We start from the raw sequence: 26,195 nt of genomic DNA on the forward strand, positions 1-26,195 counted from the left end.
TGGACGGCTGTTCGCGCTCCCCGCGCGAGGACTCAGGCGACCCTATGTCAACTCCTGGCCCCAGCACACCGGTCCATGCCCGCTTTTCACCAGTTCGCCACCTGTGAGTCGTCCAGATGACCGAAGAGCCCCTCACCAGGGGCACCTCGGTCATCATCGCGAGGGCGGCACCGGCCGCCGGCCCATCAGCCGGACCGGCGCCACCCCTCACTGCGTCGCCGCTCGGAGCCGGCTCGGAGCCGCTCGGAGCCGGACCGGCGCCACCCCTCACTGCGTCGCCGCTCGGAGCCGGCTCGGAGCCGCTCGGAGCCGGCTCGGAGCGGCTCAGTGCGCCGCCGACTCCCAGTCCCTGCCCACGCCCACCGACACGTCCAGCGGCGCGCGCAGTTCGACCGCCGCCGACATCTCGCGGCGCAACAGCTCCTCCACCGGCTCGCGCTCGCCCGGCGCGATCTCCAGGACGATTTCGTCATGGACCTGGAGGAGCATCCGGGACGTCAGCCCCGCCTCGGCCATCGCGCGGTCGACCTTGAGCATGGCGACCTTGACGATGTCCGCCGCGGTGCCCTGGATGGGGGCGTTGAGCGCCATCCGCTCGGCCATCTCCCTGCGCTGCCTGTTGTCGCTGTTGAGGTCCGGGAGGTAGCGGCGGCGGCCGAGCATCGTCTCCGTATAGCCGGTGGCCCTGGCCTCCACGACCGCGCGCTGCAGATAGTCCCGTACGCCCCCGAAGCGCTCGAAGAACGTGTCCATCAGGGCGCGCGCCTCGGCCGCCTCGATGTTCAGCTGCTGCGAGAGCCCGAACGCCGAGAGCCCGTAGGCCAGTCCGTACGACATCGCCTTGATCTTGCGGCGCATCTCGGGGTCGACCGCGGACTTCGTCACCCCGAACACCTGGGAGGCGACTGTCGTGTGCAGGTCCTCGCCGGAGGTGAACGCCTCGATCAGCCCGGCGTCCTCGGAGAGATGGGCCATCACGCGCAGTTCGATCTGGCTGTAGTCGGCCGTCATCAGCGACTCGTAGCCCTCACCGACGACGAAGCCGCGGCGGATCGCCCGGCCCTCGTCGGTGCGGACCGGGATGTTCTGTAGATTGGGGTCGGTGGAGGAGAGTCGGCCGGTCGCCGCCACCGTCTGGTTGAAGGTCGTGTGGATCCGGCCGTCGGCCGCGATCGACTTGATCAGGCCCTCGACCGTGACCCGCAGCTTCGCCTGCTCGCGATGGCGCAGCATGATGACCGGCAGTTCGTGCTCGGTCTGGGCGGCCAGCCAGGCGAGCGCGTCGGCGTCCGTCGTATAACCGGTCTTGGTCTTCTTCGTCTTGGGCAGACCCAGCTCGCCGAAGAGGACTTCCTGGAGCTGCTTGGGCGAGCCGAGGTTGAACTCATGGCCGACGGCGGCGTGCGCCTCCTTCACGGCCTGCTGCACGGCGCTCGCGAACTGCTGCTCCATGGCCTCCAGATGAGCGCGGTCGGCGGCGATGCCGTGCCGCTCCAGCCGGGCGAGCAGCTCGGAGGTGGGCAGCTCGACGTCCTGGAGCAGTTCGGTGGCACCGACCTCGCCCAGCCGCTCGGTGAAGGCGTCGCCCAGATCGAGGACGGCGCGGGCCTGTGCCATCAGCGCCTCGGCCTCGGCCTGCTCGTCGGTCCCGAAGGCGAGCTGTCCGTCGGCGGTGGCCGGGGCCAGCTCCCGGCCCAGGTATTCGATGGCGAGGGCGTCCAGCGCGAAGGAGCGGCGGCCGGGCTTGACCAGATAGGCGGCCAGGGCGGTGTCCATCGTGACGCCGCCGACCCGCCAGCCGTGCTCGGGGGCGACGCGCATCGCGCCCTTCGCGTTGTGCATGACCTTGGGCCGGGCCTCGTCGGCGAGCCAGGCCGCGAAGGCCCGCTCGTCCGCCTCGTCCACCTGCGTCGGGTCGAACCAGGCCGCGGCGCCGCCGGCCGCGGCGAGCGCGACCTCGCTGACGCCGCCCGTGCCCAGCGACCAGGTGTCGGCCGTGGCGACCCCGAGCGGCTGCGCGCCGTGCTCCGTGAGCCAGGGCGCCAGCTCTCCGGAGGCCAGCACCGAGCCGTCCAGCTCCACCCCGGCGGCCGGCGCCGGGGCCTCGTCCTCGACGGCGCCGGGATCCACCGCCAGCAGCCGTTCGCGCAGGCTGGGGTTACGGATCTCCAGGACCTCCAGCACGCCGATCAGGGCCGTACGGTCGTACGGGGCGCGCTCCAGCTCCTGCGGGGTCTTGGGCAGCGCGACATCGCACGACAGCTCCGTGAGCCTGCGGTTGAGCTTGACCGACTCCAGATGGTCCCGGAAGTTCTGCCCGGCCTTGCCCTTCACCTCGTCGGCGCGCGCGACCAGCTCGTCGAACGAGCCGAACTGATTGATCCACTTCGCGGCGGTCTTCTCACCGACGCCCGGGATGCCGGGGAGGTTGTCGGACGGGTCGCCGCGCAGGGCGGCGAAGTCCGGGTACTGCGCCGGGGTCAGTCCGTACTTCTCCTGGACCTTCTCCGGGGTGAAGCGGGTCAGCTCGGAGACGCCCTTGGTGGGATACAGCACCGTCGTGTGCTCGCTGATGAGCTGGAACGAGTCCCGGTCACCGGTGACGATCAGCACCTCGAAGCCCGCGGCCTCGGCCTGCCGGGCGAGCGTCGCGATGACGTCGTCCGCCTCGAACCCCTCGATCGCGAACCGGTCCGCGCGCATCGCGTCCAGCAGCTCGCCGATCAGCTCGACCTGCCCCTTGAACTCGTCGGGCGTCTTGGAGCGGTTCGCCTTGTACTCCGGGAACTCCTCGGAGCGCCAAGTCTTGCGGGACACGTCGAAAGCGACGGCGAAATGCGTGGGCGACTCGTCACGCAGTGTGTTCGCCAGCATCGACGCGAAGCCGTAGATGGCGTTCGTCGGCTGACCGGTCGCGGTCGTGAAATTCTCCGCGGGCAGCGCGAAGAACGCCCGGTACGCCAGGGAGTGCCCGTCCATGAGGAGCAGGCGTGGACGGTTGTCTGCGGTCTTCTTCGATGCTGTCTCAGCCACGGGTCCGATCCTGCCACGTCGCACTGACAATCCCGGCCGCCGGACGTTCGGCGGCGGCCGCGTACCCGCTTCACCCCGCCCCCATCCGCACCCCTCGCGTGACGAGCCCGACATGGGCCGGACGTATTGTGGCCACAGAGGCGTGAGAGGATTGTCTACTGTAGACAATCGGATTCAGCCTCACTGAGCTCAAGGAGAGCGTGATGGCCAGCAAGCCGCCGGCAGGTGATCCGGTACAGGATTCGCCGCAGGTAAAGGCCCCCAAGCACGCCGCGGCGGGGATCCCCGCGGTCGCGCATTCCCTGCTCATCTCACACCAGCAGATGGGCGCGCGCCGGACCGCGCGGACACTCCTGAAGGTCAACCAGAAGAACGGCTTCGACTGTCCCGGCTGTGCCTGGCCCGAGGGCGACCACCGGCACACCGCGGAGTTCTGCGAGAACGGCGCCAAGGCCGTCGCGGAAGAGGCGACCGTACGCAGGGTCACGCCGGAGTTCTTCGCCGAGCACCCGGTGTCCGACCTCTTCGAGCGCAGCGGCTACTGGCTCGGCCAGCAGGGCCGGATCACTCACCCTATGTATCTGCCCGAGGGCGCCGACCGGTACGAACCCATCAGCTGGGAGCGCGCCTTCGCGATCATCGCCGAGGAGCTCAACGCCCTCGGATCGCCCGACGAGGCCTGCTTCTACACCTCGGGGCGCACCAGCAACGAGGCAGCCTTCCTCCTCCAGCTCTTCGCGCGCGAGTTCGGCACGAACAACCTGCCCGACTGCTCGAACATGTGCCACGAGTCCTCCGGCTCCGCCCTCTCGGAGACCATCGGCATCGGCAAGGGCAGCGTCTCCCTCGAAGACATGCACAAGGCCGACCTGATCATCGTCGCCGGCCAGAACCCGGGCACCAACCACCCCCGCATGCTGTCCGCGCTGGAGAAGGCCAAGGCCGCCGGCGCGAAGATCATCTCGGTGAACCCGCTGCCCGAAGCCGGTCTGGAGCGGTTCAAGAACCCGCAGACCCCGCTCGGCATGGTCCGCGGCGCCGCCCTCACCGACCTCTTCCTGCAGATCCGCATCGGCGGTGACCAGGCGCTGTTCCGGCTGCTCAACCGGCTCGTCCTGGAGACCCCGGGCGCCGTCGACGAGGCGTTCATCGAGGAACACACCCACGGGTACGAGGAGTTCAGGGCCGCCGCGCTCGCCGCCGACTGGGACGAGACCCTCGTCGCCACCGGCCTCCAGCGCGCCGAGATCGAGAAGGCCGCCGAGATGGCCCTCGCCTCGAAGCGCACCATCGTCTGCTGGGCGATGGGCCTGACCCAGCACAAGCACTCCGTACCGACCATCCGCGAAGTCGTCAACTTCCTGCTGCTGCGCGGCAACATCGGCCGCCCCGGTGCCGGGGTCTGCCCGGTGCGCGGACACTCCAATGTGCAGGGCGACCGCACGATGGGCATTTTCGAGCGGCCCGATCCGGCCTTCCTCGACGCCCTGGACCGGGAGTTCTCCATCACCTCGCCCCGCCACCACGGCTACGACGTGGTGCGCTCGATCGAGGCGATGCGGGACGGCGATGCCAAGGTCTTCTTCGCCATGGGCGGCAACTTCGTCGGAGCGACGCCCGACACCGAGGTCACCGAGGCCGCGATGCGCAACACCCGGCTGACGGTGCACGTGTCCACCAAACTCAACCGCTCGCACGTGGTGACCGGCGTACGCGCGCTGATCCTGCCCACCCTCGGCCGCACCGACAAGGACATCCAGGCCGGCGTCAAGCAGATCGTCACCGTCGAGGACTCCATGGGCATGGTGCACGCCTCGCGCGGCAATCTGCCGCCCGCGAGCCCCGATCTGCTCTCCGAGCCCGCCATCATCACCAACATGGCGCGCGCCGTCCTCGGCCCCGCCTCGATGACGCCCTGGGAGGACTTCGAGAAGGACTACGCGAACATCCGCGACCGGATCGCGCGCGTCGTCCCCGGCTTCGAGAACTTCAACGAGCGGGTCGCCCGCCCCGGCGGCTTCGAACTGCCGCACGCGCCGCGCGACGAGCGCCGCTTCCCCACGGCCACCGGCAAGGCCAACTTCACCGCCGCGCCCGTGGAGTACCCCAAGCTGCCCGAGGGCCGGCTGCTGCTCCAGACGATGCGCTCGCACGACCAGTACAACACCACCATCTACGGGCTGGACGACCGCTATCGCGGCATCAAGGGCGGCCGCCGCATCGTCATGGTCAACCCCGACGACGCGCGCGAACTCGGCCTCGCCGACGGCGCGTTCACCGACATCGTCAGTGAGTGGAAGGACGGTGTGGAGCGTCGGGCCCCGGGCTTCCGGGTGGTGCACTATCCGACCGCCCGAGGCTGCGCGGCCGCCTACTACCCGGAGACCAATGTGCTGGTGCCGCTCGACGCCACGGCCGACACGAGCAACACCCCGACGAGCAAGTCCGTCGTCGTGCGCTTCGAATAGTCGTGCGCTCCGAGGAGCGGAATGAACGGGCGGGGCTAAGCGTTTGCTCAGTCGTCTGATATGCAAGACGGTGCACAGAGCAAGCACTCCACGTACGCACGTTTGTACGTACACCCCGAACGCCATCACCGCAGCCGATCGGAGCCGGGCCCATGGGTGAGCAGCCCTCCACGAAGTTCCCGCAGGAGATCATCGACGAATACGCCGTGCTCGGCGTCGACCTGCCCGCGCTCTTCTCGGCGGGCCATCTCGGCACCCGCATGGGAGTGCAGATCGTCGAGGCCTCCGCGGAACGCGTCGTCGGCATCATGCCGGTGGAGGGCAACACCCAGCCGTACGGGCTGCTGCACGGCGGCGCCTCCGCCGTGCTCGCCGAGACCCTCGGCTCCGTCGGCGCCATGCTGCACGGCGGCGTGAGCAAGATCGCCGTGGGCGTGGACCTCAACTGCACCCACCACCGGGGCGTACGCGGCGGACTGGTCACGGGCGTCGCCACCCCCGTCCACCGCGGCCGCTCCACCGCGACCTACGAGGTCGTCATCACCGACGAGCGGGACAAGCGGGTCTGCTCCGCCCGGCTGACGTGCCTGCTGCGCGACGCCGGAACCGGCACGGAGACCGCGTCGCGGTAACGGCCGGAGCACTCGGGCCCATCCGCCTCTTTCACCAGGGCCACCACAAGGGCGCGTACGGAATGCCCGTACGCGCTCTTGTGCGTGCCCGGAGCACCGCCTACCCTGCGCCCATGAGGACGGCCGGACAGCGCGGGCTCCGCCCGGCCGCCCGATGCGCGATCGCGCTCTGCGCCGCCATCCTCGGGGGCGCGTCGGCCGGTTGCGGAGGCGGCGGGGCCGCCACGCCCGACCCGGGCGCCACCCCCGAGGCACACCGCACCACCCCCGCCGAGATCTGCACCGCACTCGTCTCGTACTGGGCGAAGGAAGCCCTCAAGGGCTCCGAGTGGGCAGGGCTCGACTGGGAACAGAAGGGGCTGTCCAACGAGCAGTACGCCATACACGAAGAGGTCTTGGCCGCGGCGCGCACCGAGCGGGCGAAGCACGGCGACGCGGCGGCGGAGGCCCTGATCGACCGCGGGACCGCGGAGCGGTGCACCGCCGCGAACGGCGCCACCGGCAGCTCGGAAAACTGGCGCGAACCGGACTGGACAACGGCTGGACACCCGTCCCCCGGGATCCCCGTCCACCATCACGCTGTGTAACGGCCATGTGAACAAGGACACTCGCACTGCCCGCACACACACCCTCGCTGCCCGCTTTCCCAGCCACCCGTGCCCGATTGGGCAGTCAGCACCAAAATGGGCCCAAGTACCTTAGCGGAACTGCGCGTTCTCACCATGTGGTCGCTTTGAGAAAGCACAGAATGCCCCATTCGCCCCGGCTGTGGCCGCCCAGCGTTGGCCTCGGCATAACAAGAGAGTCACATCCTTCGCGCACCACTCCACGACCCCCTCACCTGCGCTTAGAGTCACGGCCAGTCACCGCGCCGCCGGACAGGCACTCGGCTCGCTCCACCTACCCGCGAGAGCGGCCCGGCGAACGCGAACGGCACCTCAGCAGAGGAGGCCGCGCCAGGGGAAAGGATTCATCGTGCGACACCGTTCCTTGCTCATCCTCACCACCGTGATCACCACGGGAGCACTGACACTCACCGCTTGTGGTTCTCGCGACGAAGGCAAGAGCACCGGGGATAGCGACAAGATAACCGTCGTCATCGGTGTCGACGCGCCGCTCACCGGTTCTCTGTCCGCGCTCGGCCAGGGCATCAAGAACTCGGTCGACCTCGCCGCCAAGACCGCGAACAAGACCAACGAGGTACCGGGCGTCGAGTTCAAGATCGAGGCGCTCGACGACCAGGCCGTCCCGGCCTCCGGCCAGGCCAACGCCACCAAGCTCGTCGGCAACAAGGACGTCCTCGGCGTCGTCGGCCCGCTGAACTCGGGCGTCGCCCAGTCGATGCAGGGCGTCTTCAACTCCGCCCAGCTCCTCCAGGTCTCCCCGGCCAACACCAACCCGTCGCTGAGCCAGGGCGACAACTGGGCCAAGGGCGACCTCAAGCGTCCGTTCACGTCGTACTTCCGCACGGCCGCCACGGACGTCGTCCAGGGCAAATTCGCCGCGCAGTACTACTACAACGACGCCAAGAAGCGCAAGGTCTTCGTCGTCGACGACAAGCAGACCTACGGCGCCGGCCTCGCCGCGATCTTCTCCGAGGAGTTCAAGCGGCTCGGCGGCACGATCGTCGGCACCGACCACGTCACGGTCAAGGAGACGGACTTCTCCTCCACCGCCGACAAGGTCAAGGCCGCGGGCGCCGACTCCGTCTACTTCGGTGGCCAGTACCCCGAGGGCGGACTGCTCTCCGACCAGATCAAGAAGACGGGCGCCAAGGTCCCCACCATGGGTGGCGACGGCATCTACGACCCGAACTTCATCTCGGCCTCCGGTGAGTCGAACGACGGAGACTTCGCCACCTCCATCGGCTACCCCGTGGAGAAGCTCGACACCGCCAAGAAGTTCATCGCCGACTACGCGGCCGAGAACTACAAGGACCCGTACGCGGCCTACGGCGGCTACTCGTACGACGCCGGCTGGACGATCATCCAGGCAGTCAAGGCCGTCGTCGCCGCCAACGACGGCAAGCTCCCCGACGACGCCCGCAAGCAGGTCATCGACGCCACCAGCAAGGTCAGCTTCGACGGTGTGACCGGCAAGGTCTCCTTCGACGAGTACGGCGACACCACCAACAAGCAGCTCACCGTCTACAAGGTCGAAGGCGGCACCTGGAAGGACGTCAAGAGCGCCACGTTCGAGGACTGACCTCCCGGACACGCCCCACACACGACCGGACCGCGCGAGGGCGCAACAGCGCCCTCGCGCGGTGTCATATCCGACACGCTCATCGGAGGCCCTGCGGTGAACGAACTGCCGCAACAGCTGGCCAACGGCCTTGCCCTCGGTGCCCTTTACGGCTTGATCGCCATCGGGTACACCATGGTCTACGGCATCGTCCAGCTCATCAACTTCGCCCATGGCGAGATCTTCATGATCGGGGGCTTCGGTGCCCTCACCACCTACACCTGGCTCCCCGGCGGAACCTCCCTGCTGGTGGCGATCCCGCTCATGATCGTAGGTGGCGCCATAGCCGCGGTGGCCGTGGCCACCGCCGCCGAACGCTTCGCCTACCGCCCCCTGCGCGGAGCACCCAGGCTCGCCCCGCTGATCACCGCGATCGGCCTGTCCATCACACTGCAGCAGCTCGTCTGGGCCTTCTACCCCGATGCCAAGAAGGCCGTCAGCTTCCCCGAATTCAAGGGTGAGTCGTTCCAGCTGACAGACAATCTCTACATCCAGCGGGCCGACGCGTTCATCTTCGTCCTCGCCCCGCTGTGCATGCTCGCACTCGGCCTCTTCGTCTCCAAGAGCCGCAGCGGACGCGCCATGCAGGCCACGTCCCAGGACCGGGACACCGCCAAGCTCATGGGCATCAACACCGACCGCATCATCGTGATGGCCTTCGCCATCGGCGCCGCCTTCGCCGCGGTCGCCGCGGTCGCCTACGGACTCGACAAGGGCCAGATCAACTTCGAGATGGGCTTCCTCCTCGGACTCAAGGCGTTCACCGCCGCCGTCCTCGGAGGCATCGGCAACATCTACGGAGCCATGGTCGGCGGCATCGTCCTCGGCCTCGCCGAAGCCATGTCGATCGCCTACATCGAGGAAATCCCCGGCATGCAGCAGCTCGGCGGCGGCGCCTGGGCCAACGTCTGGGCGTTCGTACTTCTCATCGTCGTACTCCTCGTCAGGCCACAGGGCCTGCTCGGTGAGCGCGTCGCGGATCGGGCGTGAGAACTATGACCGACACAGCCTCCCCCCGCACCACCCGGCTGCGCGTGCTCGCCCTGGCCGGCGGCATCGCCACCGTGGCCAGCACCTTCCTCTCCTGGACCTACACCACCGAGTTCCCCGGCGACCTCACCGTCTACGGCTACCCGGGCGGTCTCCAGCTCCTCACCCTCACCGCCGGACTGCTCACCGCGCTCTTCGCGCTCTCCGCACTCGGCGTCAGGGGCCTGCGCTGGCTCACCCCCACCGGCTCCACCAAGGCGCTGCAGCTGCTCGCCCTCGGCGGCCTGGCCACCACCTGGTTCACCGTCATCGCCATCGCGGTCGAACTCGGCGGAATCGTCAATCTCGACCCCGGCGGATTCGTCGCGGCGGTCGTCACCGTCATCCCCGTCGTCGCGGCCTTCCTGCTGCCCGACGACACCCGCAAAGCCGCGCGGCCCAAGGAACTCCCCTCCTGGGCAGAGATCCTGATCATCGTCGCCGCGTTCGCCATCGGGCTCTTCGTCTTCACCTACGGCATCGACACCGAGTACGCCGAACTCTTCACCGGCTACCTCCTCACCGTCGGATTCGCCGCCACCGCGCTCTTCAAGGCCGGCCTCATCGCCCGCCTCAACGGGCTCACCACCAAGTACCGGATGATCGCCGTCTCGGCCGCGTTCGTCGCCGCCGCGGCCTTCCCCTTCACCCAGAACACCGACCAGTTCACCCTGATCGCGGTCAACATCCTCATCTTCGCGACCGTCGCCCTCGGACTGAACATCGTCGTCGGCCTCGCCGGCCTGCTCGACCTCGGATACGTCGCGTTCCTCGGCGTCGGCGCCTACACGGCCGCCCTCGTCTCCGGAACCACCGCATCCGTCTTCGACGTGCACTTCCCCTTCTGGGCCGCGGTCCTCACCGGCGCCGTCGTCTCGCTGGTCTTCGGCGTCCTCATCGGCGCGCCCACCCTGCGACTGCGCGGCGACTACCTCGCCATCGTCACCCTCGGCTTCGGAGAGATCTTCCGTATCGCCGTCGGCAACCTCGACGGAGTCTCCGGCCCCCGCATCACCAACGGCCCCAACGGTGTCCCGAACATCCCCGACCTCGACTTCTTCGGGTACAACTTCGGCGAACCCCACACCGTCCTCGGCTTCGAACTCGGCTCCTACGCCAACTACTACCTGCTGATGCTGCTCGCCATGATCCTCGTGGTGATCGTCTTCAGCCGGGCGGGCAACTCCCGCATCGGCCGCGCCTGGGTCGCCATCCGCGAGGACGAGACCGCCGCCACCGCCATGGGCATCAACGGCTTCCGCGTCAAACTCATCGCCTTCGCCCTCGGCGCCACCCTCGCCGGCCTCGCCGGCACCGTACAGGCGCACGTCCAGCACACCGTGGTCCCCGAGATGTACGTCTTCGCCGGACCCGTACCGCCGAACTCCGCCTTCCTGCTCGCCGCCGTCATCCTCGGCGGCATGGGCACCATCAGCGGCCCGCTCATCGGCGCCTCGCTGCTCTACCTCATCCCGGCGAAGCTCCAGTTCCTCCAGGACTACCAGCTCCTCGGCTTCGGAATCGCGCTCATCCTCCTCATGCGCTTCCGCCCCGAAGGGCTCATCGCCAACCGGCGCGCACAACTCGAATTCCACGAGACCGACCAGCTCGACGTACCCGACGACAAACCCGGCGCGGGCGTCAGCACCGCCAAGGCGGGGGCGTGAACGACATGACCACCACGACCACGAGCACCAACACCACCGTGCTCGACGCCAGCGGCGTCACCATGCGCTTCGGCGGACTCACCGCCGTACGCTCCGTCGACCTCCAGGTCAGCAGCGGCGAGATCGTCGGGCTCATCGGCCCCAACGGAGCCGGCAAGACCACCTTCTTCAACTGCCTCACCGGGCTCTACGTGCCCACCGAGGGCAGGGTCAGCTACAAAGGCACCGTCCTGCCGCCCAAACCCCACCTGGTCACCCAGGCGGGCATCGCGCGCACCTTCCAGAACATCAGGCTCTTCTCCAACATGACCGTCCTGGAAAACGTCCTCGTCGGACGCCACACCAGGACCAAAGAAGGCCTCTGGTCCGCACTCCTGCGCGGCCCCGGCTTCAAAAAAGCCGAAGCCGCCTCCCACGAGCGCGCCATGGAACTCCTCGAATTCATCGGCCTCCAGCAGAAGGCCGACCACCTCGCGCGGAACCTCCCCTACGGCGAACAGCGCAAGCTCGAAATCGCCCGCGCCCTCGCCAGCGAACCCGGCCTGCTGCTCCTCGACGAGCCCACCGCCGGAATGAACCCGCAGGAAACCCGCGTCACCGAAGACCTCGTCTTCGCCATCCGCGACAAGGGCATCGCCGTACTCGTCATCGAGCACGACATGCGCTTCATCTTCAACCTCTGCGACCGCGTCGCCTGCCTCGTCCAGGGCGAGAAACTCGTCGAAGGCACCGCGGAAGTCGTCCAGGGCGACGAACGCGTCATCGCCGCCTACCTCGGCACCCCCTTCGAAGGCGCGCCCGGCGCCGAGGAAGTCGCCGAGGTCGAGGCGGCCGAAGCGGACGCACACGGCGACACCAGCACCACCGGTTCGGAAGGGGACGCGAAGTGACCGCACTCCTGGAGGTCGAGGACCTCAAAGTCGCCTACGGCAAGATCGAGGCGGTCAAGGGCATCTCCTTCAGCGTCGAAGCCGGCCAGGTCGTCACCCTCATCGGCACCAACGGTGCGGGCAAGACCACCACCCTGCGCACCCTCTCCGGGCTCCTCAAGCCCTCCGGCGGGCGCATCACCTTCGACGGGAAGCCCCTCTCGGGAGTCCCCGCGCACAAGATCGTCGCGCTGGGCCTCGCCCACTCCCCCGAAGGCCGGCACATCTTCCCCCGGCTCACCATCACGGAGAACCTCCAGCTCGGAGCGTTCCTCCGGACCGACAAAGCCGGCATCGAGAAAGACATCCAGCGCGCCTACGACCTCTTCCCCATCCTGGGCGAACGACGGAAGCAGGCCGCGGGCACCCTCTCCGGCGGCGAACAGCAAATGCTCGCCATGGGACGCGCCCTGATGTCCCAGCCCAAGCTGCTCATGCTCGACGAGCCCTCCATGGGCCTCTCCCCGATCATGATGCAGAAGATCATGGAGACCATCACCGAGCTGCGCCAGCAGGGCACGACGATCCTGCTCGTCGAGCAGAACGCCCAGGCGGCGCTCTCACTCGCCGACCAGGGCCATGTCATGGAAATCGGCAAGATCGTCCTCTCCGGCACCGGACAGGACCTGCTGCACGACGAGTCCGTACGCAAGGCGTACCTGGGCGAGGACTGACTCCGCGCGCCGGACGGAACCGGACCGAACACGTCAGGAGGCCCGCCCCGAGGGAAACGGGGCGGGCCTCCTGACGTAGGTACGAGCGCGCGTGTGCGAGCCGCGGAGCCACCCGCCGACACCTGCCGACGTGCGGACCTGCCGGCCTGCCGGCCTACTGGCCGCCCTTCGCCGCCTTCTTCTCCGCCGCGTCCTCGATGACCGCCTCCGCCACCTGCTGCATCGACATCCGACGGTCCATCGATGTCTTCTGAATCCACCGGAACGCCGCCGGTTCCGTCAGGCCGTACTGCGTCTGCAGGACCGACTTCGCCCGGTCCACCAGCTTCCGCGTCTCCAGCCGCAGCGTAAGATCCGCGACCTCCCGCTCCAGCGTCTTCAGCTCCGTGAACCGCGACACCGCCATCTCGATGGCCGGCACCACGTCACTCTTGCTGAACGGCTTCACGAGATACGCCATCGCGCCCGCGTCCCGCGCCCGCTCCACCAGATCACGCTGCGAGAACGCGGTCAGCATCAGCACCGGCGCGATGGACTCCTGCGCGATCCTCTCGGCCGCGGAGATCCCGTCCAGGATCGGCATCTTCACATCCAGGATCACCAGATCCGGCCGATGCTCCCGCGCGAGCTCCACGGCCCGCTCACCGTCGCCGGCCTCGCCGACAACCGAATAACCCTCTTCCTCAAGCATCTCCTTGAGGTCGAGACGGATCAGGGCCTCGTCCTCGGCGATGACGACACGCGTCGTCAGCGGCGGAACGTGCGACTTGTCGTCATCGTCGACGGGCTGGGGCGACTCGGGGGCGCTCACGGGTGCTCCTCGTTCCAGACAGGGTGCTGCTCCCCATGAGCCTACCGAGTCTCCTTCGACGGGGCTGCACACGGTATGATTCGGCGGGGCCCTGGCCGGGTTGATGGAAGTGGCAGACATGATCGCCTCAAAAGCGATTGCCCGAAAGGGCGTGCGGGTTCAAGTCCCGCACCCGGCACACACAGCGAAGTGGATGTTCACGTTCTCGTGAACATCCACTTTTTCACACTCTGCGTAGAGCGCCATCACGCAGAGTGCACACATGAACTTCCACGGCACAGCTGTACGAGAGAAAGCACTCACCCTTCTGCGTGGCGGCGCGAAGAATGCAGACGTCGCGCGGCAACTACAGGTGCCCTCCGGCACCATCGGCTACTGGCGCCATGAGGACCGCGCCAAGCGCGGGGAGTGTCCGGGAAAACACCAGCCTCTGTGCCCCCGGTGCGATGGGCGCGAACTCAACGAGAGCATGTACGCGTACCTGCTGGGGCTGTATCTCGGCGATGGACACATCATCCAGTATTCCCAGCACAGGGTGCCCAGCCTCATGATCACCTGCGGCGACGCCTGGCCCGGTCTCATGGACGCGCGCGAGCAAGCCATGCGTGTGGTCTTCCCGGACAACTCCGTCTGCCGAGTGCAGCGGATCGGCTGCCAGAACGTCAAGGTCTACTCAAAGCACCTGTGGTGCATGTTCCCCAGCACGGCCCCGGCCTGAAGCACACCCGACGCATCATCCTCGAACCCTGGCAGCAGCAGATCGTGGACGCGCACCCGTGGGAGTTCATTCGTGGACTGATCCATTCCGACGGCTGCCGGAACATGAACTGGACCACCCGTGTCGTACGCGGCGAGACCAAGCGCTACGAGTACCCGCGCTACTGGTTCACCAACGTCTCCGACGACATCAGGAAGCTGTACACCGACACCCTCAACAAGGTCGGCGTCGAGTGGAGACACTGCACCCGTGCGGGCAAGCCGTACAACATCTCGGTCGCCCGCCGTGCGTCCGTCGCTCTTATGGACGCGCACGTCGGCCCGAAGCACTGACTACTTCGGACTGTCGTCCTCACCGATGTGGTGTACACGCACCAGGTTCGTGGAGCCCGCCACCCCCGGCGGGGAGCCCGCCGTGATGACGACGATGTCGCCCTTGTCGCAGCGGCCGATCTTCAGGAGATGGTCGTCCACTTGGGCGACCATCGCGTCCGTCGAGTCGACGTGCGGGCCGAGGAAGGCTTCCACGCCCCAGGTGAGGTTCAGCTGGGCACGGGTGGCCGGGTCCGGGGTGAAGGCGAGCAGGGGGATCGGGGAGCGGTAGCGGGAGAGGCGCTTGACCGTGTCGCCGGACTGGGTGAAGGCGACCAGGAATTTCGCGCCCAGGAAGTCGCCCATCTCGGCCGCCGCGCGGGCCACCGCGCCGCCCTGGGTGCGGGGCTTGCTGCTCTCCGTGATCGGGGGGAGGCCCTTGGCGAGGAGGTCTTCCTCGGCGGCCTCGACGATGCGGCCCATGGTCTTGACCGTCTCGATCGCGTATTTGCCGACGCTGGTCTCGCCGGAGAGCATCACCGCGTCCGTGCCGTCGATCACCGCGTTGGCGACGTCGGACGCCTCGGCGCGGGTGGGGCGGGAGTTGTCGATCATCGAGTCGAGCATCTGGGTGGCGACGATGACGGGCTTGGCGTTGCGCCGGGCCAGTTTGATGGCGCGCTTCTGGACGATCGGCACCTGTTCGAGGGGCATTTCGACGCCGAGGTCGCCGCGGGCGACCATGATGCCGTCGAAGGCGGCGACGATGCTGTCGATGTTCTCGACGGCCTGCGGCTTCTCGACCTTGGCGATGACGGGAACCCTGCGGCGCTCTTCGTCCATGATGCGGTGGACGTCGTTGATGTCGTCCCCGTTGCGCACGAAGGAGAGCGCGATGACGTCGGCGCCGACGCGCAGCGCCCAGCGCAGGTCCTCGATGTCCTTGTCGGAGAGCGCGGGGACGGAGACGGCCACGCCGGGGAGATTGAGGCCCTTGTGGTCGGAGACCATGCCGCCCTCGATGACGAGGGTGTGGACGCGGGGTCCTTCGACGGAGGTGACTTCGAGGGTGACTTTGCCGTCGTCCACGAGGATGCGCTCCCCGGTGGTGACGTCGGCGGCGAGTCCTTCGTAGGTGGTGCCGCAGGTGCGGCGGTCGCCTTCGAGGGGTTCGACGGTGATGGTGAATTCGTCGCCGCGTTCAAGGAGTACCGGTCCTTCACGGAACCGGCCGAGACGGATCTTCGGACCTTGAAGGTCGGCGAGAATTCCGACGCTGCGGCCGACTTCTTCCGCGGCTTCCCGTACGCGCTGATAGCGCTCCTCGTGGTCGGCGTAGGTGCCGTGACTGAGGTTGAGTCTGGCGACGTCCATTCCGGCTTCGACCAGTGCCTTGATCTGGTCGTACGAGTCGGTGGCGGGCCCCAGGGTACAGACGATCTTTGCTCTGCGCATATATCGAGCCTAGAGCTTACCGACCGGTAGGGAATTGGTGCCGCATGACTACTCAACAACCTTTGCGTGAAAGGTTATTGACAAGTGTTGAATGGGCGGGGTGCCGCTCCTATGAGCATTTCTTCGGCGTCAAATCGGGTGGGGTCATCGTGAAGCGCGCGTTCACCTGCGCGTAGACGGTCTGGCGTTGTGGTTCGAGGTCGAGCGCGGGCGCCGCCTCCGTCGCCTCGGCGGCTCCGTAGGCGCTGCGGCTGCGCAGGCCGCCGGGCGCGGGCGGCACTCCGTACGCGGCGGTGTTCTCCGCGCCGAGGTCGGCCAGCTCGACCAGGGCGGCGAGCCGGGCGCCGAGGGCTTCGGCGTATTCGCGGGCGCGCTGGACGGCTTCCTGTACGGCCTGGCGCCGGGCGTCGCCGTGGGCCGGCGAGTCGGGGCGCAGGGCCCACCAGGGGCCGCTGATCCGGGTCAGTTCGAGGTCGGCGAGACGGGTGGTGAGTTCACCCAGAGCGGTGAAGTCGGAGAGTTCCGCGGTGAGATGAACCCGGCCGTGGTAGGCGCGGATGCGCTCGCCGCGACCATGCTTGGTGAGTTCGGGGCTGATGGAGAACGCTCCGGTCTCCAGCTTCTCGACGGCGTCGCCGTAGGACTTGACGAGGGCGAGGACTTCTCCGTTGCGGCGGGTTAGGTCGTCGAGGGCGGTGCGCCGGTCGGTGCCGCGCGCGCTGACCGCGATGCCGATTCTGGCGATCTCCGGGTCGACTTCCAGCCGTGCTTCGCCGCGGACGGCGACCCTCGGTGTCTCGGGTGTGCCGTAGGGCGCGGCGGGGGTCGGTGCGTCGGCGGTGGTCACGGGCGGCTCCCTCGTTGGACGGCTCCGGATGCGGCTACGGCTACGGCTCCGGATGCGTCTCCACTCTCGCACCCGGGTACGACAGTCGGGTGCTGTAGCGCCGTGCGCCAACCGGCAGTCACCTGATCGAAACCCTGCGGGGGTGTTGCCGACGTCGCGTTTGCGCCAGAATCTACGCGCGTTGTGCCATGTATCGATCGAGGGAGAAGAGAAGGAAATGCCGCTGAACCGTAGGACGTTCCTGGGCAGTTCGGCTGTCGCCGGCGCGGGTGTGGCGCTGGTGGGCGGGGCAACTGTCCCGGCGGAGGCCACCGGCCAGGCTCATGGTCCCGTCCCCGGAAGTCCGCGCAAGCGGTACTCGTTCACCGTGCTGGGGACCACCGATCTGCACGGCAATGTCTTCAACTGGGACTACTTCACCGACAAGGAGTTCGACGACTCCGCTCACAATGACGTCGGGCTCGCGAAGATCTCCACGCTGGTCGACCGGATCCGTAAGGAGAAGGGCCGCCACAACACGCTGCTGATCGACGCGGGTGACACCATTCAGGGCACCCAGCTGTCGTACTACTACGCCAAGATCGACCCGATCACCGCGAAGCGGGGTCCGGTGCATCCGATGGCGCAGGCGATGAACGCGATCGGTTATGACGCGGCGGCGCTCGGCAACCATGAGTTCAACTACGGCATTCCGGTGCTGCGGAAGTTCGAGGAGCAGTGTCATTTCCCGCTCCTCGGCGCCAACGCGCTGGACGCGAAGACGCTGAAGCCGGCGTTCGCGCCGTATGTGATCAAGAAGCTGCGGACGCCGCACGGCCGTGATGTGCGGGTGGCGATCCTCGGGCTGACGAACCCGGGCATCGCGATCTGGGACAAGGCGAACGTCCAGGGCAAGATGACGTTCCCGGGTCTGGAGGAGCAGGCCGCGAAGTGGGTGCCGAAGCTGCGTTCGATGGGCGCGGACGTGGTCATCGTCTCCGCGCACTCCGGTACGAGCGGGACGTCGTCGTACGGCGATCAGGTGCCGTACGTGGAGAACGCCGCGACGCTGGTGGCGGAGCAGGTGCCGGGCATCGACGCGATCCTGGTCGGCCACGCGCACTCCGAGATCCCGGAGCGCCGGGTGGTCAACAAGAAGACGGGCAAGGACGTCGTCCTGTCCGAGCCGCTCAAGTGGGGCCAGCGGCTGACGCTCTTCGATTTCGATCTGGTGTGGGAGCGGGGCTGCTGGACGGTCGAGAAGGTCGGCTCGCAGGTCCTCAACTCCAATGCCGTCCCCGAGGACAAGAAGATCACCGGGCTGCTCTCCGATGAGCACCGCAAGGTCGTGGCGTATGTCAATCAGGTGATCGGTACGTCCACGGCGCCCATGTCCACGGTCGACGCGCCGTGGAAGGACGAGCCGATCATCGATCTGATCAATCATGTCCAGACGGAGACGGTGAAGGCGGCGCTGGCGGGCGGCGAGTGGGCGGCGCTGCCGGTGCTGTCGCAGGCGTCGTGCTTCTCGCGTACGGCGGCGATCCCGGCCGGCAATGTGACGATCAAGGACGCGGCGGGGCTGTATCCGTTCGAGAACACGATGGAGGCGCGGCTGCTCACCGGCGCGCAGATCAGGGCGTACCTGGAGTTCTCGGCGAGGTACTACGTGCAGACGGCGGCGGGTGCGCCGGTGGACACGTCGAAGCTGACGAATGCCGACAACACGCCGGACTACAACTACGACGTGGTGTCCGGTCTGACGTACGAGATCGACATAGCGAAGCCGGCCGGGTCACGGATCGTGAACCTCATGTTCGAGGGCAAGGATCTGGACCCGGCGGCGAAGTTCGTACTGGCGGTCAACAACTACCGGGCGAGCGGCGGCGGGAACTTCCCGCATGTGGCCGCTGCCCAGCAGCTGTGGGCCAATTCGGACGAGATCCGCAACACGATCATCGGGTGGGTGCAGTCGACGGGCACGGTCGACCCGGCGGCGTTCGCCTCGGTGGACTGGAAGCTGACGCGGGACGGCACGCCGGTCTTCTGACCCTGCCCGTCCTGATCCGGCCGGCCTTCAGATCCGGCCGGCCTTCTGGCCGGTCGCTCCGGCTTCCGTCAGCGTACTTCGGTGAGCGGGACCAGACCCCTCGGTGCGGGCACCGTGCGGGTCCGGTCCCGTCCGTCGAGTCCGAAGCTGGTGAACGCGGTGCGCCGGGGCAGGGCGTAGGACTCCTTGCCGGTGAGGTGGTTGAGGATGGTGGCGCTGCGCCAGGCCGCGAGCCCGAGGTCGGGCGCGCCGACGCCGTGGGTGTGCCGTTCGCCGTTCTGGACGTAGACGGAGCCGGTGACTCCGGGGTCCAGGGCGATCCGGTGGTACTGGTCGATGCGCGGGCGGCCCGAGCTGTCCCGGCGAATGTACGGGTCGAGTCCGGCGAGGATCCGGTCGAGGGGGCGCTCCCGGTAGCCGGTGGCCAGGACGACGGCGTCGGTGGTCAGCCGGGACCTGGATGCCTGCTGGGCGTGTTCCAGATGGAGTTCGATCTTCGTCGTGGCGACGCGTCCCGCGGTACGGACGCAGACGCCGGGGGTGAGCACGGCGTCGGGCCAGCCGCCGTGCAGGGTGCGCCGGTACAGCTCGTCGTGGATGGCGGCGATGGTGTCGGCGTCGATGCCCTTGTGGAGCTGCCACTGCCGGGGGATCAGGCCGTCGCGTACATGCTCGGGCAGGGCGTGGAAGTAGCGGGTGTAGTCGGGGGTGAACTGTTCCAGGCCGAGCTTGGAGTACTCCATGGGCGCGAAGGCTTCGGTGCGAGCCAGCCAGTGGATCTTCTCGGCTCCGGTGGGCCGGGAGCGCAGCAGGTCGAGGAAGATCTCGGCGCCGGACTGTCCTGATCCGATGACGGTGATGTGTCCCGCGGCGAGCAGCCGGTCCCGGTGGCCGAGGTAGTCGGAGGAGTGGATGACCGGCGCGGCGAGGGCTTCGACGAGTGGTTTGAGCGGCTCGGGGATGTACGGCTCGGTGCCGATGCCGAGGGCGACGTGGCGGGCGTGGGCGCGGCCGAGGGCTTCGACCTCGCCGTCCTGGTCGAGCTGGGTGAAGTCGATCTCGAACAGGTCGCGTTCGGGGTTCCACCGGACGGCGTCGACCTGATGGCCGAAGTGGAGCCCGGGGAGTTGTTCGCTGACCCAGCGGCAGTACGCGTCGTACTCGGCGCGCTGGATGTGGAAGCGCTCGGCGAAGTAGAAGGGGAAGAGCCGGTCTCGGGCCCGGAGGTAGCTGAGGAAGGACCAGGGGCTGGCGGGGTTGGCGAGGGTGACCAGGTCGGCGAGGAAGGGGACCTGGAGGGTGGCGCCGTCGATGAGCAGGCCGGGGTGCCAGCGGAAGACGGGGTTCTGGTCGAAGAAGGTGGTGGCGAGTCCGCCGCGGATTCCGTCGGCGAGGGCGGCCAGGGAGAGATTGAACGGGCCGATGCCGACACCCACCAGGTCGCGGGGCTGGTTGAGGTCGGTTGGCTGGGCGATCATCGGCGGGTGCTGCCTTCCACGAGTCGGGCACCTGGAGGTCCGGGGGTCGGTGGTGGTGCCTACGGAGCACAACGAGCCCGCCCGCGAGGGGTATTGGCGACCGGCGAAGGATGCGGGAAGTCGGCTGAAAACGCTCGTGGATCCGGCGTGCGCGACGCGTGTGAGCGTGTAGACGTACGCCGGATCACGGGCGGATTCACCACCGGTCCGGGACCGGAACCGGCGGTCGGGTGGTCAGGAGGCGGTACGGACCCGCAGCGCCCGCCGCAGATCGTCGAGCTGGTCGACCAGCTTGCGGCGCAGCGCCGGGATCATCTCCGCGCTGTCCAGACACTTCCGGCCGAGGCGCAGTGACTCCTCGTCGATCGCGTACAGCGGGAAGGCGTAGCGGCCCGCCGCGCCGGCGATGGCCGGTCCGCGCCGGTCGGCGAGCGCGACGGCGTCGGCGTAGTAGCGGGGCACGTACTCCCGTACCAGCGCGGCCTGTTCGGGCTGCCAGAAGCCCTGGGCGGTGGCGGTGAAGAGGTAGTTGGAGAGGTCGTCGGTCTCGAAGAGACGGGCCCACGCGCGGGCCTTGGCCTCCGGGTCCGGCAGCGCGGCGTGGCAGCGGGCGGCGCCTTCCTGGCCGGTGGCGCTGGGGTCGCGGGCGAGCTCGGCGTCGATGGCGGCGGGGTCGACGGCGCCGAGGACGGCGAGTCGGGTGAGGACGCGCCAGCGCAGTTCGGGGTCGAGCTCGGGGCCGCCGGGGACACTGTCGGATTCCAGCCATTCCCGGAGGGCGTCGGGCTGGGTGGCGGCGTCGATGAAGTGGCGTACGGCGGTGAGGCGCAGCCCGGGGTCCTCGCCGTCCTCGGTACGGCGGATGAGGTCGCGGGAGATTGCGGTGAGGGTGGCGAGCGCGGCCGGGCGGTCCGCGTCGGACAGATAGCGGCCGGTGATCTGAACGGCGGCGAAAGCCAGGACGCCCTGGACGAGGGCGAGGTCCGTCTCGCGCGGCAGATGGACGCGGGCGGCGTCCAGGTAGGCGGTGGCGGCGAGGTCGCCGTCGCGGACCATGTCGCGGGCGGCGTTCCAGATGACGGCGCGGGTCAGCGGGTCGGGGACGCCGGAGAGCGCGCGCAGGGCGGTGTCCCAGGACGCGGCGTCGAGCCGGACCTTGGCGTAGGTCAGGTCGCCGTCGTTCAGGACGACGAGGGCCGGGCGTCGGCCGGCCGCGGTGACGGGTGCGGTCAGCGGCAGGTCGAGTTCGAGGAGTTCGCGCCGGATCAGCCGTGCCGGGTCGGCGTGGTCGAGGTCGTACGCGCCGACGTTCACCCGGTGCGGGCGGCTGCCGTCGCGTACGACGTCGAGGGTCCAGCCGGTGTCGGTGCCGGAGATCCGAGGGGTGAGGGTGTCGACGCCGGTGGTGCGCAGCCACCGCTCGGCCCAGGCGTGCACGTCACGGTCGGTGGTGTGGGCGAGGGAGTCGATGAAGTCGGCGAGGGTGGCGTTGGCGAACTTGTGCCGGGCGAAGTGGGTGTTGATACCGGCGAGGAAGTCCTTCTCACCGAGCCAGGCGACGAGCTGGCGCAGTGCGGAGGCGCCCTTGGCGTAGGAGATGCCGTCGAAGTTGAGCAGCGCGGAGGCGGTGTCGGGGACGGCGTCGGGGACGGGGGCGACGGGGTGGGTGGAGGGCCGCTGGTCGGCGTCGTATCCCGTGGATTTGCGGCCGATGCCGAAGTCGACCCACATGCCGGATCCCCACTTTCCGGGGGGATTCCCCCCGGACCCCCCGAGAGTGGCTTCGGTGAGGGTCTGGTAGCCCATGTACTCGGCGAAGGACTCGTTCAGCCAGATGTCGTCCCACCAGGCGAGGGTGACGAGGTCGCCGAACCACATGTGGGCCATCTCGTGGGCGATGACCATGGCGCGGGTCTGGCGTTCGGTGTCGGTGACGGCGGAGCGGTAGACGAACTCGTCGCGGAAGGTGACGAGTCCGGGGTTCTCCATGGCGCCGGCGTTGAACTCCGGGACGAACGCCTGGTCGTACGAGTCGAAGGGGTACGGCTCGGTGAACTTCTCGTGGTACCGGTCGTAGCAGGCGCGGGTGATGTCGAGGATCTCGTCGGCGTCGGCGTCGAGATAGGGCGCGAGGGAGCGCCGGCAGTGGATGCCGAAGGGCAGTCCGGCGTGTTCGGTGCGTACGGAGTGCCAGGGCCCGGCGGCGACCGCGACGAGATAGCTGGAGATGAGCGGGGTGGCGGCGAGGGTCCAGTGGCGTCCTTCGGTCCGGGTGGCAACGCCGTTGCCGAGGACGGTCCAGTCGTCGGGCGCGGTGACGGTCAGCTCGAAGACGGCCTTGAGGTCGGGCTGGTCGAAGGCCGCGAACACGCGCTGGACATCGTCCATGAACGGCTGGGTGTAGACGTAGGTCTCGCCGTCGGCGGGGTCGGTGAAGCGGTGCATGCCCTCGCCGGTGCGGGAGTAGCGCATCGCGGCGTCGACGCGCAGCTCGTGTTCCCCGGCGGTCAGGCCGGTGAGCGGGAGCCGGTTCTCGACGAGCGCGGCGGGGTCGAGGGGCCGGCCGTCGAGGGTGACGGAGCGCAGGGTCACGGGCCTGAGTTCGACGAAGGTGTCTCCGGTGGCCCGCGTGGTGAACGTGATGACGGTGCGGGAGTCGAAGGTGTCCTCGCCGGTGGTCAGATCGAGTGCGATCGTGTACCGGTGGACATCGAGGAACTGGGCTCGGGTCTGCGCTTCGTCGCGCGTCAGTACGGACATGGGGGTCATGCTGCCTGATCTGCGAGAAGCGGCGCATCAGGGTTCATTGCGCTCTGAGCGCACATGCGGCGGGGCCGTCAGCCAGTGCTGCCCCGGGTCTCGCCCGCGATCGTTTCGTGGTGTCTGATCACTTCGGCGATGATGAAGTTGAGGAGTTTCTCGGCGAAGGCCGGATCCAGTCTGGCGCTCTTGGCGAGTTCCCTGAGCCGGGTGATCTGGCGGGATTCGCGGGCCGGGTCGGCGGGCGGCAGCTGGTGTTCGGCTTTGAGGACGCCCACCTGCTGGGTGCATTTGAAGCGCTCGGCGAGCATATGGACGACGGCCGCGTCGATATTGTCGATGGACTCGCGGAGGCGGTTCAGCTCGGCCCGCACCGCCTCGTCAACGTCGGGGTGGTTGGTTCCGGGGTCACTCGTGGTCATGGTCCAGCAGCGTAGATGAGTGCGGGGCGATGGTCGGTGGATGGTCAGGATGCGGGATCTCGTTGCTCCAGCCGCCGGGTACGGCGCGCCCCTGCTGCTTGCGGAAGCGAATGGGCGGGATACCGACCCGCCGGGTGAACAGCCGCGAGAAATAGGCCGGGTCGTCGTACCCGACGCGCCGTGCGACCGCCGCGACGGGCAGCTCCGTCGAGGCGAGCAGTTCTTTGGCGCGGCCGAGACGGATACCTAGCAGGTAGTCCTTGGGGCTGCACCCGGCGGCCCCGCGTACGGCCGTGCGCAGTTCGGCGGGGGTCATGCCGTGGCGGGCCGCGTGCTCGGCGACCGAGAGCGTCCGGCAGGCGTCGCGGGCCAGCGCCCGGAGTACCGGATCGCCCTCGGCGTCGGCGCGGGCCCGGCGCAGCGCGACGAGCAGTTCGTGCACGGCGGCGCCGGTCTCGACTTCGAGCAGCGGGTTGCCCCGGCGGGCGGCGCGGGCGATACGCGCGATGGCGGCCCGTGCGCCCGTCGCGTCGGCGAGCGGTACGACGGGCCGGTCGGGCTCGATATAGCCGAGCTCCGTGTAGGTGGCGGTGGCGGGTCCGGTGAAGTCGACGAAGCTCTCGTCCCAGCCGTGTTCCTCGTCGGGCCCGTAGTGGTGGGCGGTGCCGGGTGTCAGCCAGAGCAGCGCGGGCGCGGTGACGGGGGTGCGCCGCCCGTCGGCCGTCCGGAACCAGCCGCTGCCCGCGCTGACCACCACGGCCACATGGTGATCGAGGGTGCGCGGCCCGACCGTCGGCAGGCGGCCGTACTGAAGCCCGACGCCGAGGCAGACGAGCCCGAGCCGGTGATGGACCGGGCTGGGGGTGAAGTACCGCATCCAGGTGTGATACATCCGCCCCCACCTCGCCTGTTCGTCCATCCGCGGACGAAGACGAAGAAGAAGACACAGCGTCGAACGCGGAACGGGAAAGCGGGGACGGTGACTGAGCCAGTGACTGATGCGGCGGCGGAGCCGGTGGCCGAGTTCAGGGGGGTGGAGTCGCTGGGCCGGGTCAACTACGGGCGGCGGCTCGGCGAGTGCAAGGGCATCACGGGCGGGGTGCTGCACGAGCGGCAGTATCTGCACGGCGTACGGGCCCGGGGCCTGCGTCTCGACGCCTTCGACGACGCGCGGGCGGTGGCGGGGCTCCCGTTCCGCGAACCGGACGGCGAGGCGGGACGGGGGCTCTACCGCGCCGCCTTCGAGGTCGCGGGCGCGGGCGACGCCCGGCTCACGCTCCCCTCCTGGACCCGCGGCTTCGTCTGGGTGAACGGCCACTGCCTGGGCCGCTACTGGTCGCGGGGCCCGCAGGAGTCGCTGTACGTGCCCGGCCCTGTGCTGCGCGAGGGCGGCAACGAGGTGTGGGTGCTGGAGCTGGAGGGCGCGGGCGAGCCGTACGTACAGCTCGCCGCGTAGTGACTACGGGAGGGGCTTGACCGCGGGAGGGGCCGGTCCCGGCGGCGTACCCCAACGGTCTCCCGCGCCCCAACGGTCTCCCACACCCCGCCGGACGACGAGCCGGACGGACGACGGGCGGACAAAGGCGGGGCAGGTGCTGGACCGACGCGTCCAGCCACCTGCCCCGCCCGGAAGTCCTAGGCCCGGAAGTTCTACCAGGTCACGTCAGAGGGTCGACGCGGCCGAGGCGATCGCGGAGGCGAAGGTCGAGACCTCGGTGTAGACACCGGGGTAGTTGGGCCGGGCGCAGCCGTTGCCCCAGCTCACGATGCCGACCTGGATGAAGGCTCCGGCGTTGTCCTTGCGGAACATCGGACCGCCCGAGTCACCCTGGCAGGTGTCCGTGCCGCCCTGGGCGAACCCGGCGCAGATCTCCTCGCCCGTTATGATCTCGCCGCCGTACGACGCGTTGCAGCTGGCGTCGGAGACGAACGGAACGGTGGCCTTGAGGAGGTAGCGCTGCTGGGCGCCGCCCTCGGTGGCCGCACCCCAGCCGGCGACGGTGAAGTTGCCGGTGTTGTACTGCGTGGTGGTGGCGATCTTCAGGGTCGGCAGGTTGATGGGCGCGGCGAGCTTGATCAGCGCCCAGTCCTTGCCCGCGCCGTTGTAGCCGGGGGCCTGGAGCACCTTGGTGGACCTGACCTTGATGGCGCTGGAGCTCTGGAGGTCGACGACACCGGCGGTGGCGGTGATGCTGGTGTTGTTGCCGGATCCGCTCACACAGTGCGCCGCGGTCAGCACGACGGTCGGCGAGTACAGCGCGCCACCACAGCCCATGGAGAGCCGGACCATGAAGGGGAATTCGCCCTGGGCGGCGCGGGTGCCGCCGACGACGGGCGGTGCGAGCGGCGCCGCCGCCTGGGTCTTGGGGGCGACCGGCGCGGGCGCGGCGGACGCGGAGGACGGCTGGAGGCTGATGGCGGCGAGCACGACCGCGCCGGCGGCGGCGGTTCTCTTGAGGACACCCAGAATGCTCAACGGTCTGCCTTTCATGGGGGGCTTGAGGGATTCGCGCACAGGGCGGGTTCCGGTCAACGCGCGTCGCATTGCGCGCTGGCATGAGCCCGACAAGAAAGCGTGATCCGGATTATGCGGAGGGGATCAGCCACGCCACAAGAACCTGCTTTCAGCCATCCATCAGGGCCGCCTGTCGGCCACCGTCCGCTGATCGGACGCGCTGTCCATGGAGC

General features: G+C 68.7%; 18 protein-coding genes, 1 tRNA gene and 2 pseudogenes. 12 read left to right on the forward strand and 9 right to left on the reverse strand.

Annotated features, from left to right (window positions below; all coding sequences use genetic code 11):
* Nucleotides 1-324: 324 nt before the first annotated feature.
* The gene (polA, locus tag ACIRQP_RS00910; RefSeq protein WP_403881349.1) at nucleotides 325-3,033 is read right to left on the reverse strand and encodes a DNA polymerase I; all 2,709 of its coding nucleotides are present in this window, start codon (nucleotides 3,031-3,033) and stop codon (nucleotides 325-327) included.
* Between the two features lie 203 nt (nucleotides 3,034-3,236).
* Between polA and ACIRQP_RS00915 the strand changes: the two genes are divergently transcribed.
* From ACIRQP_RS00915 to ACIRQP_RS00950, 8 genes are all read left to right on the forward strand, one after another.
* Nucleotides 3,237-5,501, forward strand: coding sequence for an FdhF/YdeP family oxidoreductase (locus ACIRQP_RS00915; RefSeq protein ID WP_403881352.1), 2,265 nt, complete (start codon nucleotides 3,237-3,239; stop codon nucleotides 5,499-5,501).
* 152 nt (nucleotides 5,502-5,653) lie between these two features.
* Nucleotides 5,654-6,133, forward strand: coding sequence for a PaaI family thioesterase (locus tag ACIRQP_RS00920; RefSeq protein ID WP_403881355.1), 480 nt, complete (start codon nucleotides 5,654-5,656; stop codon nucleotides 6,131-6,133).
* Nucleotides 6,134-6,246: 113 nt separating this feature from the next.
* On the forward strand, nucleotides 6,247-6,720 hold the full coding sequence (locus ACIRQP_RS00925; RefSeq protein ID WP_403881357.1) for a hypothetical protein: 474 nt from the start codon (nucleotides 6,247-6,249) through the stop codon (nucleotides 6,718-6,720).
* Between the two features lie 388 nt (nucleotides 6,721-7,108).
* Nucleotides 7,109-8,338: a branched-chain amino acid ABC transporter substrate-binding protein gene (locus tag ACIRQP_RS00930; RefSeq protein WP_403881360.1), complete on the forward strand. Its 1,230-nt coding sequence runs from the start codon at nucleotides 7,109-7,111 to the stop codon at nucleotides 8,336-8,338.
* Nucleotides 8,339-8,434: 96 nt separating this feature from the next.
* Nucleotides 8,435-9,367: a branched-chain amino acid ABC transporter permease gene (locus tag ACIRQP_RS00935; protein ID WP_403881363.1), complete on the forward strand. Its 933-nt coding sequence runs from the start codon at nucleotides 8,435-8,437 to the stop codon at nucleotides 9,365-9,367.
* A gap of 5 nt (nucleotides 9,368-9,372) precedes the next feature.
* Nucleotides 9,373-11,073, forward strand: coding sequence for a branched-chain amino acid ABC transporter permease (locus ACIRQP_RS00940; protein WP_403881366.1), 1,701 nt, complete (start codon nucleotides 9,373-9,375; stop codon nucleotides 11,071-11,073).
* Nucleotides 11,074-11,078: 5 nt separating this feature from the next.
* On the forward strand, nucleotides 11,079-11,963 hold the full coding sequence (locus tag ACIRQP_RS00945) for an ABC transporter ATP-binding protein (RefSeq protein ID WP_403882091.1): 885 nt from the start codon (nucleotides 11,079-11,081) through the stop codon (nucleotides 11,961-11,963).
* Nucleotides 11,960-12,676, forward strand: a complete 717-nt coding sequence (locus tag ACIRQP_RS00950) for an ABC transporter ATP-binding protein (protein ID WP_403881369.1) — start codon at nucleotides 11,960-11,962, stop codon at nucleotides 12,674-12,676. Before ACIRQP_RS00945 ends, ACIRQP_RS00950 begins: the two co-directional genes overlap by 4 nt.
* Before the next feature lie 154 nt (nucleotides 12,677-12,830).
* On the opposite strand, the gene ACIRQP_RS00955 is transcribed toward ACIRQP_RS00950, so the two are convergent.
* Complete coding sequence (locus tag ACIRQP_RS00955) at nucleotides 12,831-13,487, reverse strand: ANTAR domain-containing response regulator (RefSeq protein WP_403881372.1); 657 nt, start codon at nucleotides 13,485-13,487, stop codon at nucleotides 12,831-12,833.
* Nucleotides 13,488-13,581: 94 nt separating this feature from the next.
* On the opposite strand from ACIRQP_RS00955, the gene ACIRQP_RS00960 reads away from it, so the two are divergent.
* A tRNA-Leu gene (locus ACIRQP_RS00960) sits at nucleotides 13,582-13,665 on the forward strand.
* 84 nt (nucleotides 13,666-13,749) lie between these two features.
* Nucleotides 13,750-14,537 (forward strand): annotated as a pseudogene (locus ACIRQP_RS00965) (helix-turn-helix domain-containing protein).
* Here ACIRQP_RS00965 and pyk read toward each other — a convergent pair.
* Both pyk and ACIRQP_RS00975 read right to left on the reverse strand, forming a co-directional pair.
* The gene (gene pyk / locus ACIRQP_RS00970; RefSeq protein ID WP_403881375.1) at nucleotides 14,538-15,971 is read right to left on the reverse strand and encodes a pyruvate kinase; all 1,434 of its coding nucleotides are present in this window, start codon (nucleotides 15,969-15,971) and stop codon (nucleotides 14,538-14,540) included.
* Nucleotides 15,972-16,080: 109 nt separating this feature from the next.
* Nucleotides 16,081-16,818, reverse strand: coding sequence for an SIMPL domain-containing protein (locus tag ACIRQP_RS00975; protein ID WP_403881378.1), 738 nt, complete (start codon nucleotides 16,816-16,818; stop codon nucleotides 16,081-16,083).
* Nucleotides 16,819-17,035: 217 nt separating this feature from the next.
* Here ACIRQP_RS00975 and ACIRQP_RS00980 point away from each other — a divergent pair, with 217 nt between their 5' ends.
* Entirely contained in the window at nucleotides 17,036-18,847 is a 1,812-nt protein-coding gene (locus ACIRQP_RS00980; RefSeq protein ID WP_403881381.1) for a 5'-nucleotidase C-terminal domain-containing protein, read from the forward strand.
* 68 nt (nucleotides 18,848-18,915) lie between these two features.
* On the opposite strand, the gene ACIRQP_RS00985 is transcribed toward ACIRQP_RS00980, so the two are convergent.
* From ACIRQP_RS00985 to ACIRQP_RS01000, 4 genes are all read right to left on the reverse strand, one after another.
* A complete protein-coding gene (locus ACIRQP_RS00985; protein ID WP_403881385.1) occupies nucleotides 18,916-20,325 on the reverse strand; it encodes a lysine N(6)-hydroxylase/L-ornithine N(5)-oxygenase family protein in 1,410 nt (469 codons plus the stop codon).
* A gap of 234 nt (nucleotides 20,326-20,559) precedes the next feature.
* Entirely contained in the window at nucleotides 20,560-23,085 is a 2,526-nt protein-coding gene (gene pepN / locus ACIRQP_RS00990) for an aminopeptidase N (protein WP_403881388.1), read from the reverse strand.
* A 77-nt stretch (nucleotides 23,086-23,162) separates the two neighbouring features.
* Nucleotides 23,163-23,507, reverse strand: a complete 345-nt coding sequence (locus ACIRQP_RS00995; RefSeq protein WP_403881391.1) for a chorismate mutase — start codon at nucleotides 23,505-23,507, stop codon at nucleotides 23,163-23,165.
* Nucleotides 23,494-24,399 carry an AraC family transcriptional regulator gene (locus ACIRQP_RS01000; protein ID WP_403881393.1) on the reverse strand — a complete coding sequence of 302 codons (906 nt, stop codon included), beginning with the start codon at nucleotides 24,397-24,399 and terminating at the stop codon, nucleotides 23,494-23,496. The genes ACIRQP_RS00995 and ACIRQP_RS01000 overlap by 14 nt, the downstream gene beginning before the upstream one ends.
* 75 nt (nucleotides 24,400-24,474) lie before the next feature.
* Between ACIRQP_RS01000 and ACIRQP_RS01005 the strand changes: the two are divergent.
* A pseudogene (locus tag ACIRQP_RS01005) lies at nucleotides 24,475-24,963 on the forward strand (beta-galactosidase); the annotation flags it as partial.
* Between the two features lie 207 nt (nucleotides 24,964-25,170).
* On the opposite strand, the gene ACIRQP_RS01010 reads toward ACIRQP_RS01005, so the two are convergent.
* Nucleotides 25,171-25,998: a S1 family peptidase gene (locus tag ACIRQP_RS01010; protein WP_403881396.1), complete on the reverse strand. Its 828-nt coding sequence runs from the start codon at nucleotides 25,996-25,998 to the stop codon at nucleotides 25,171-25,173.
* Between the last annotated feature and the right edge of the window lie 197 nt (nucleotides 25,999-26,195).

The sequence above is a fragment of the Streptomyces sp. NPDC102274 genome, assembly GCF_044766385.1.
Lineage (GTDB): Bacteria > Actinomycetota > Actinomycetes > Streptomycetales > Streptomycetaceae > Streptomyces.

What these genes read in the sequence shown, in the direction of transcription:
- ACIRQP_RS00985 (WP_403881385.1), bottom strand. Translation starts at nt 20,325, where the DNA reads ATGATCGCCCAGCCAACCGACCTCAACCAGCCCCGCGACCTGGTGGGT.
- pyk (WP_403881375.1), bottom strand. Translation starts at nt 15,971, where the DNA reads ATGCGCAGAGCAAAGATCGTCTGTACCCTGGGGCCCGCCACCGACTCG.
- ACIRQP_RS01010 (WP_403881396.1), bottom strand. Translation starts at nt 25,998, where the DNA reads ATGAAAGGCAGACCGTTGAGCATTCTGGGTGTCCTCAAGAGAACCGCC.
- ACIRQP_RS00940 (WP_403881366.1), top strand. Translation starts at nt 9,373, where the DNA reads ATGACCGACACAGCCTCCCCCCGCACCACCCGGCTGCGCGTGCTCGCC.
- ACIRQP_RS01000 (WP_403881393.1), bottom strand. Translation starts at nt 24,399, where the DNA reads ATGTATCACACCTGGATGCGGTACTTCACCCCCAGCCCGGTCCATCAC.
- pepN (WP_403881388.1), bottom strand. Translation starts at nt 23,085, where the DNA reads ATGTCCGTACTGACGCGCGACGAAGCGCAGACCCGAGCCCAGTTCCTC.
- ACIRQP_RS00920 (WP_403881355.1), top strand. Translation starts at nt 5,654, where the DNA reads ATGGGTGAGCAGCCCTCCACGAAGTTCCCGCAGGAGATCATCGACGAA.
- ACIRQP_RS00925 (WP_403881357.1), top strand. Translation starts at nt 6,247, where the DNA reads ATGAGGACGGCCGGACAGCGCGGGCTCCGCCCGGCCGCCCGATGCGCG.
- ACIRQP_RS00945 (WP_403882091.1), top strand. Translation starts at nt 11,079, where the DNA reads ATGACCACCACGACCACGAGCACCAACACCACCGTGCTCGACGCCAGC.
- ACIRQP_RS00915 (WP_403881352.1), top strand. Translation starts at nt 3,237, where the DNA reads ATGGCCAGCAAGCCGCCGGCAGGTGATCCGGTACAGGATTCGCCGCAG.
- ACIRQP_RS00995 (WP_403881391.1), bottom strand. Translation starts at nt 23,507, where the DNA reads ATGACCACGAGTGACCCCGGAACCAACCACCCCGACGTTGACGAGGCG.
- ACIRQP_RS00980 (WP_403881381.1), top strand. Translation starts at nt 17,036, where the DNA reads ATGCCGCTGAACCGTAGGACGTTCCTGGGCAGTTCGGCTGTCGCCGGC.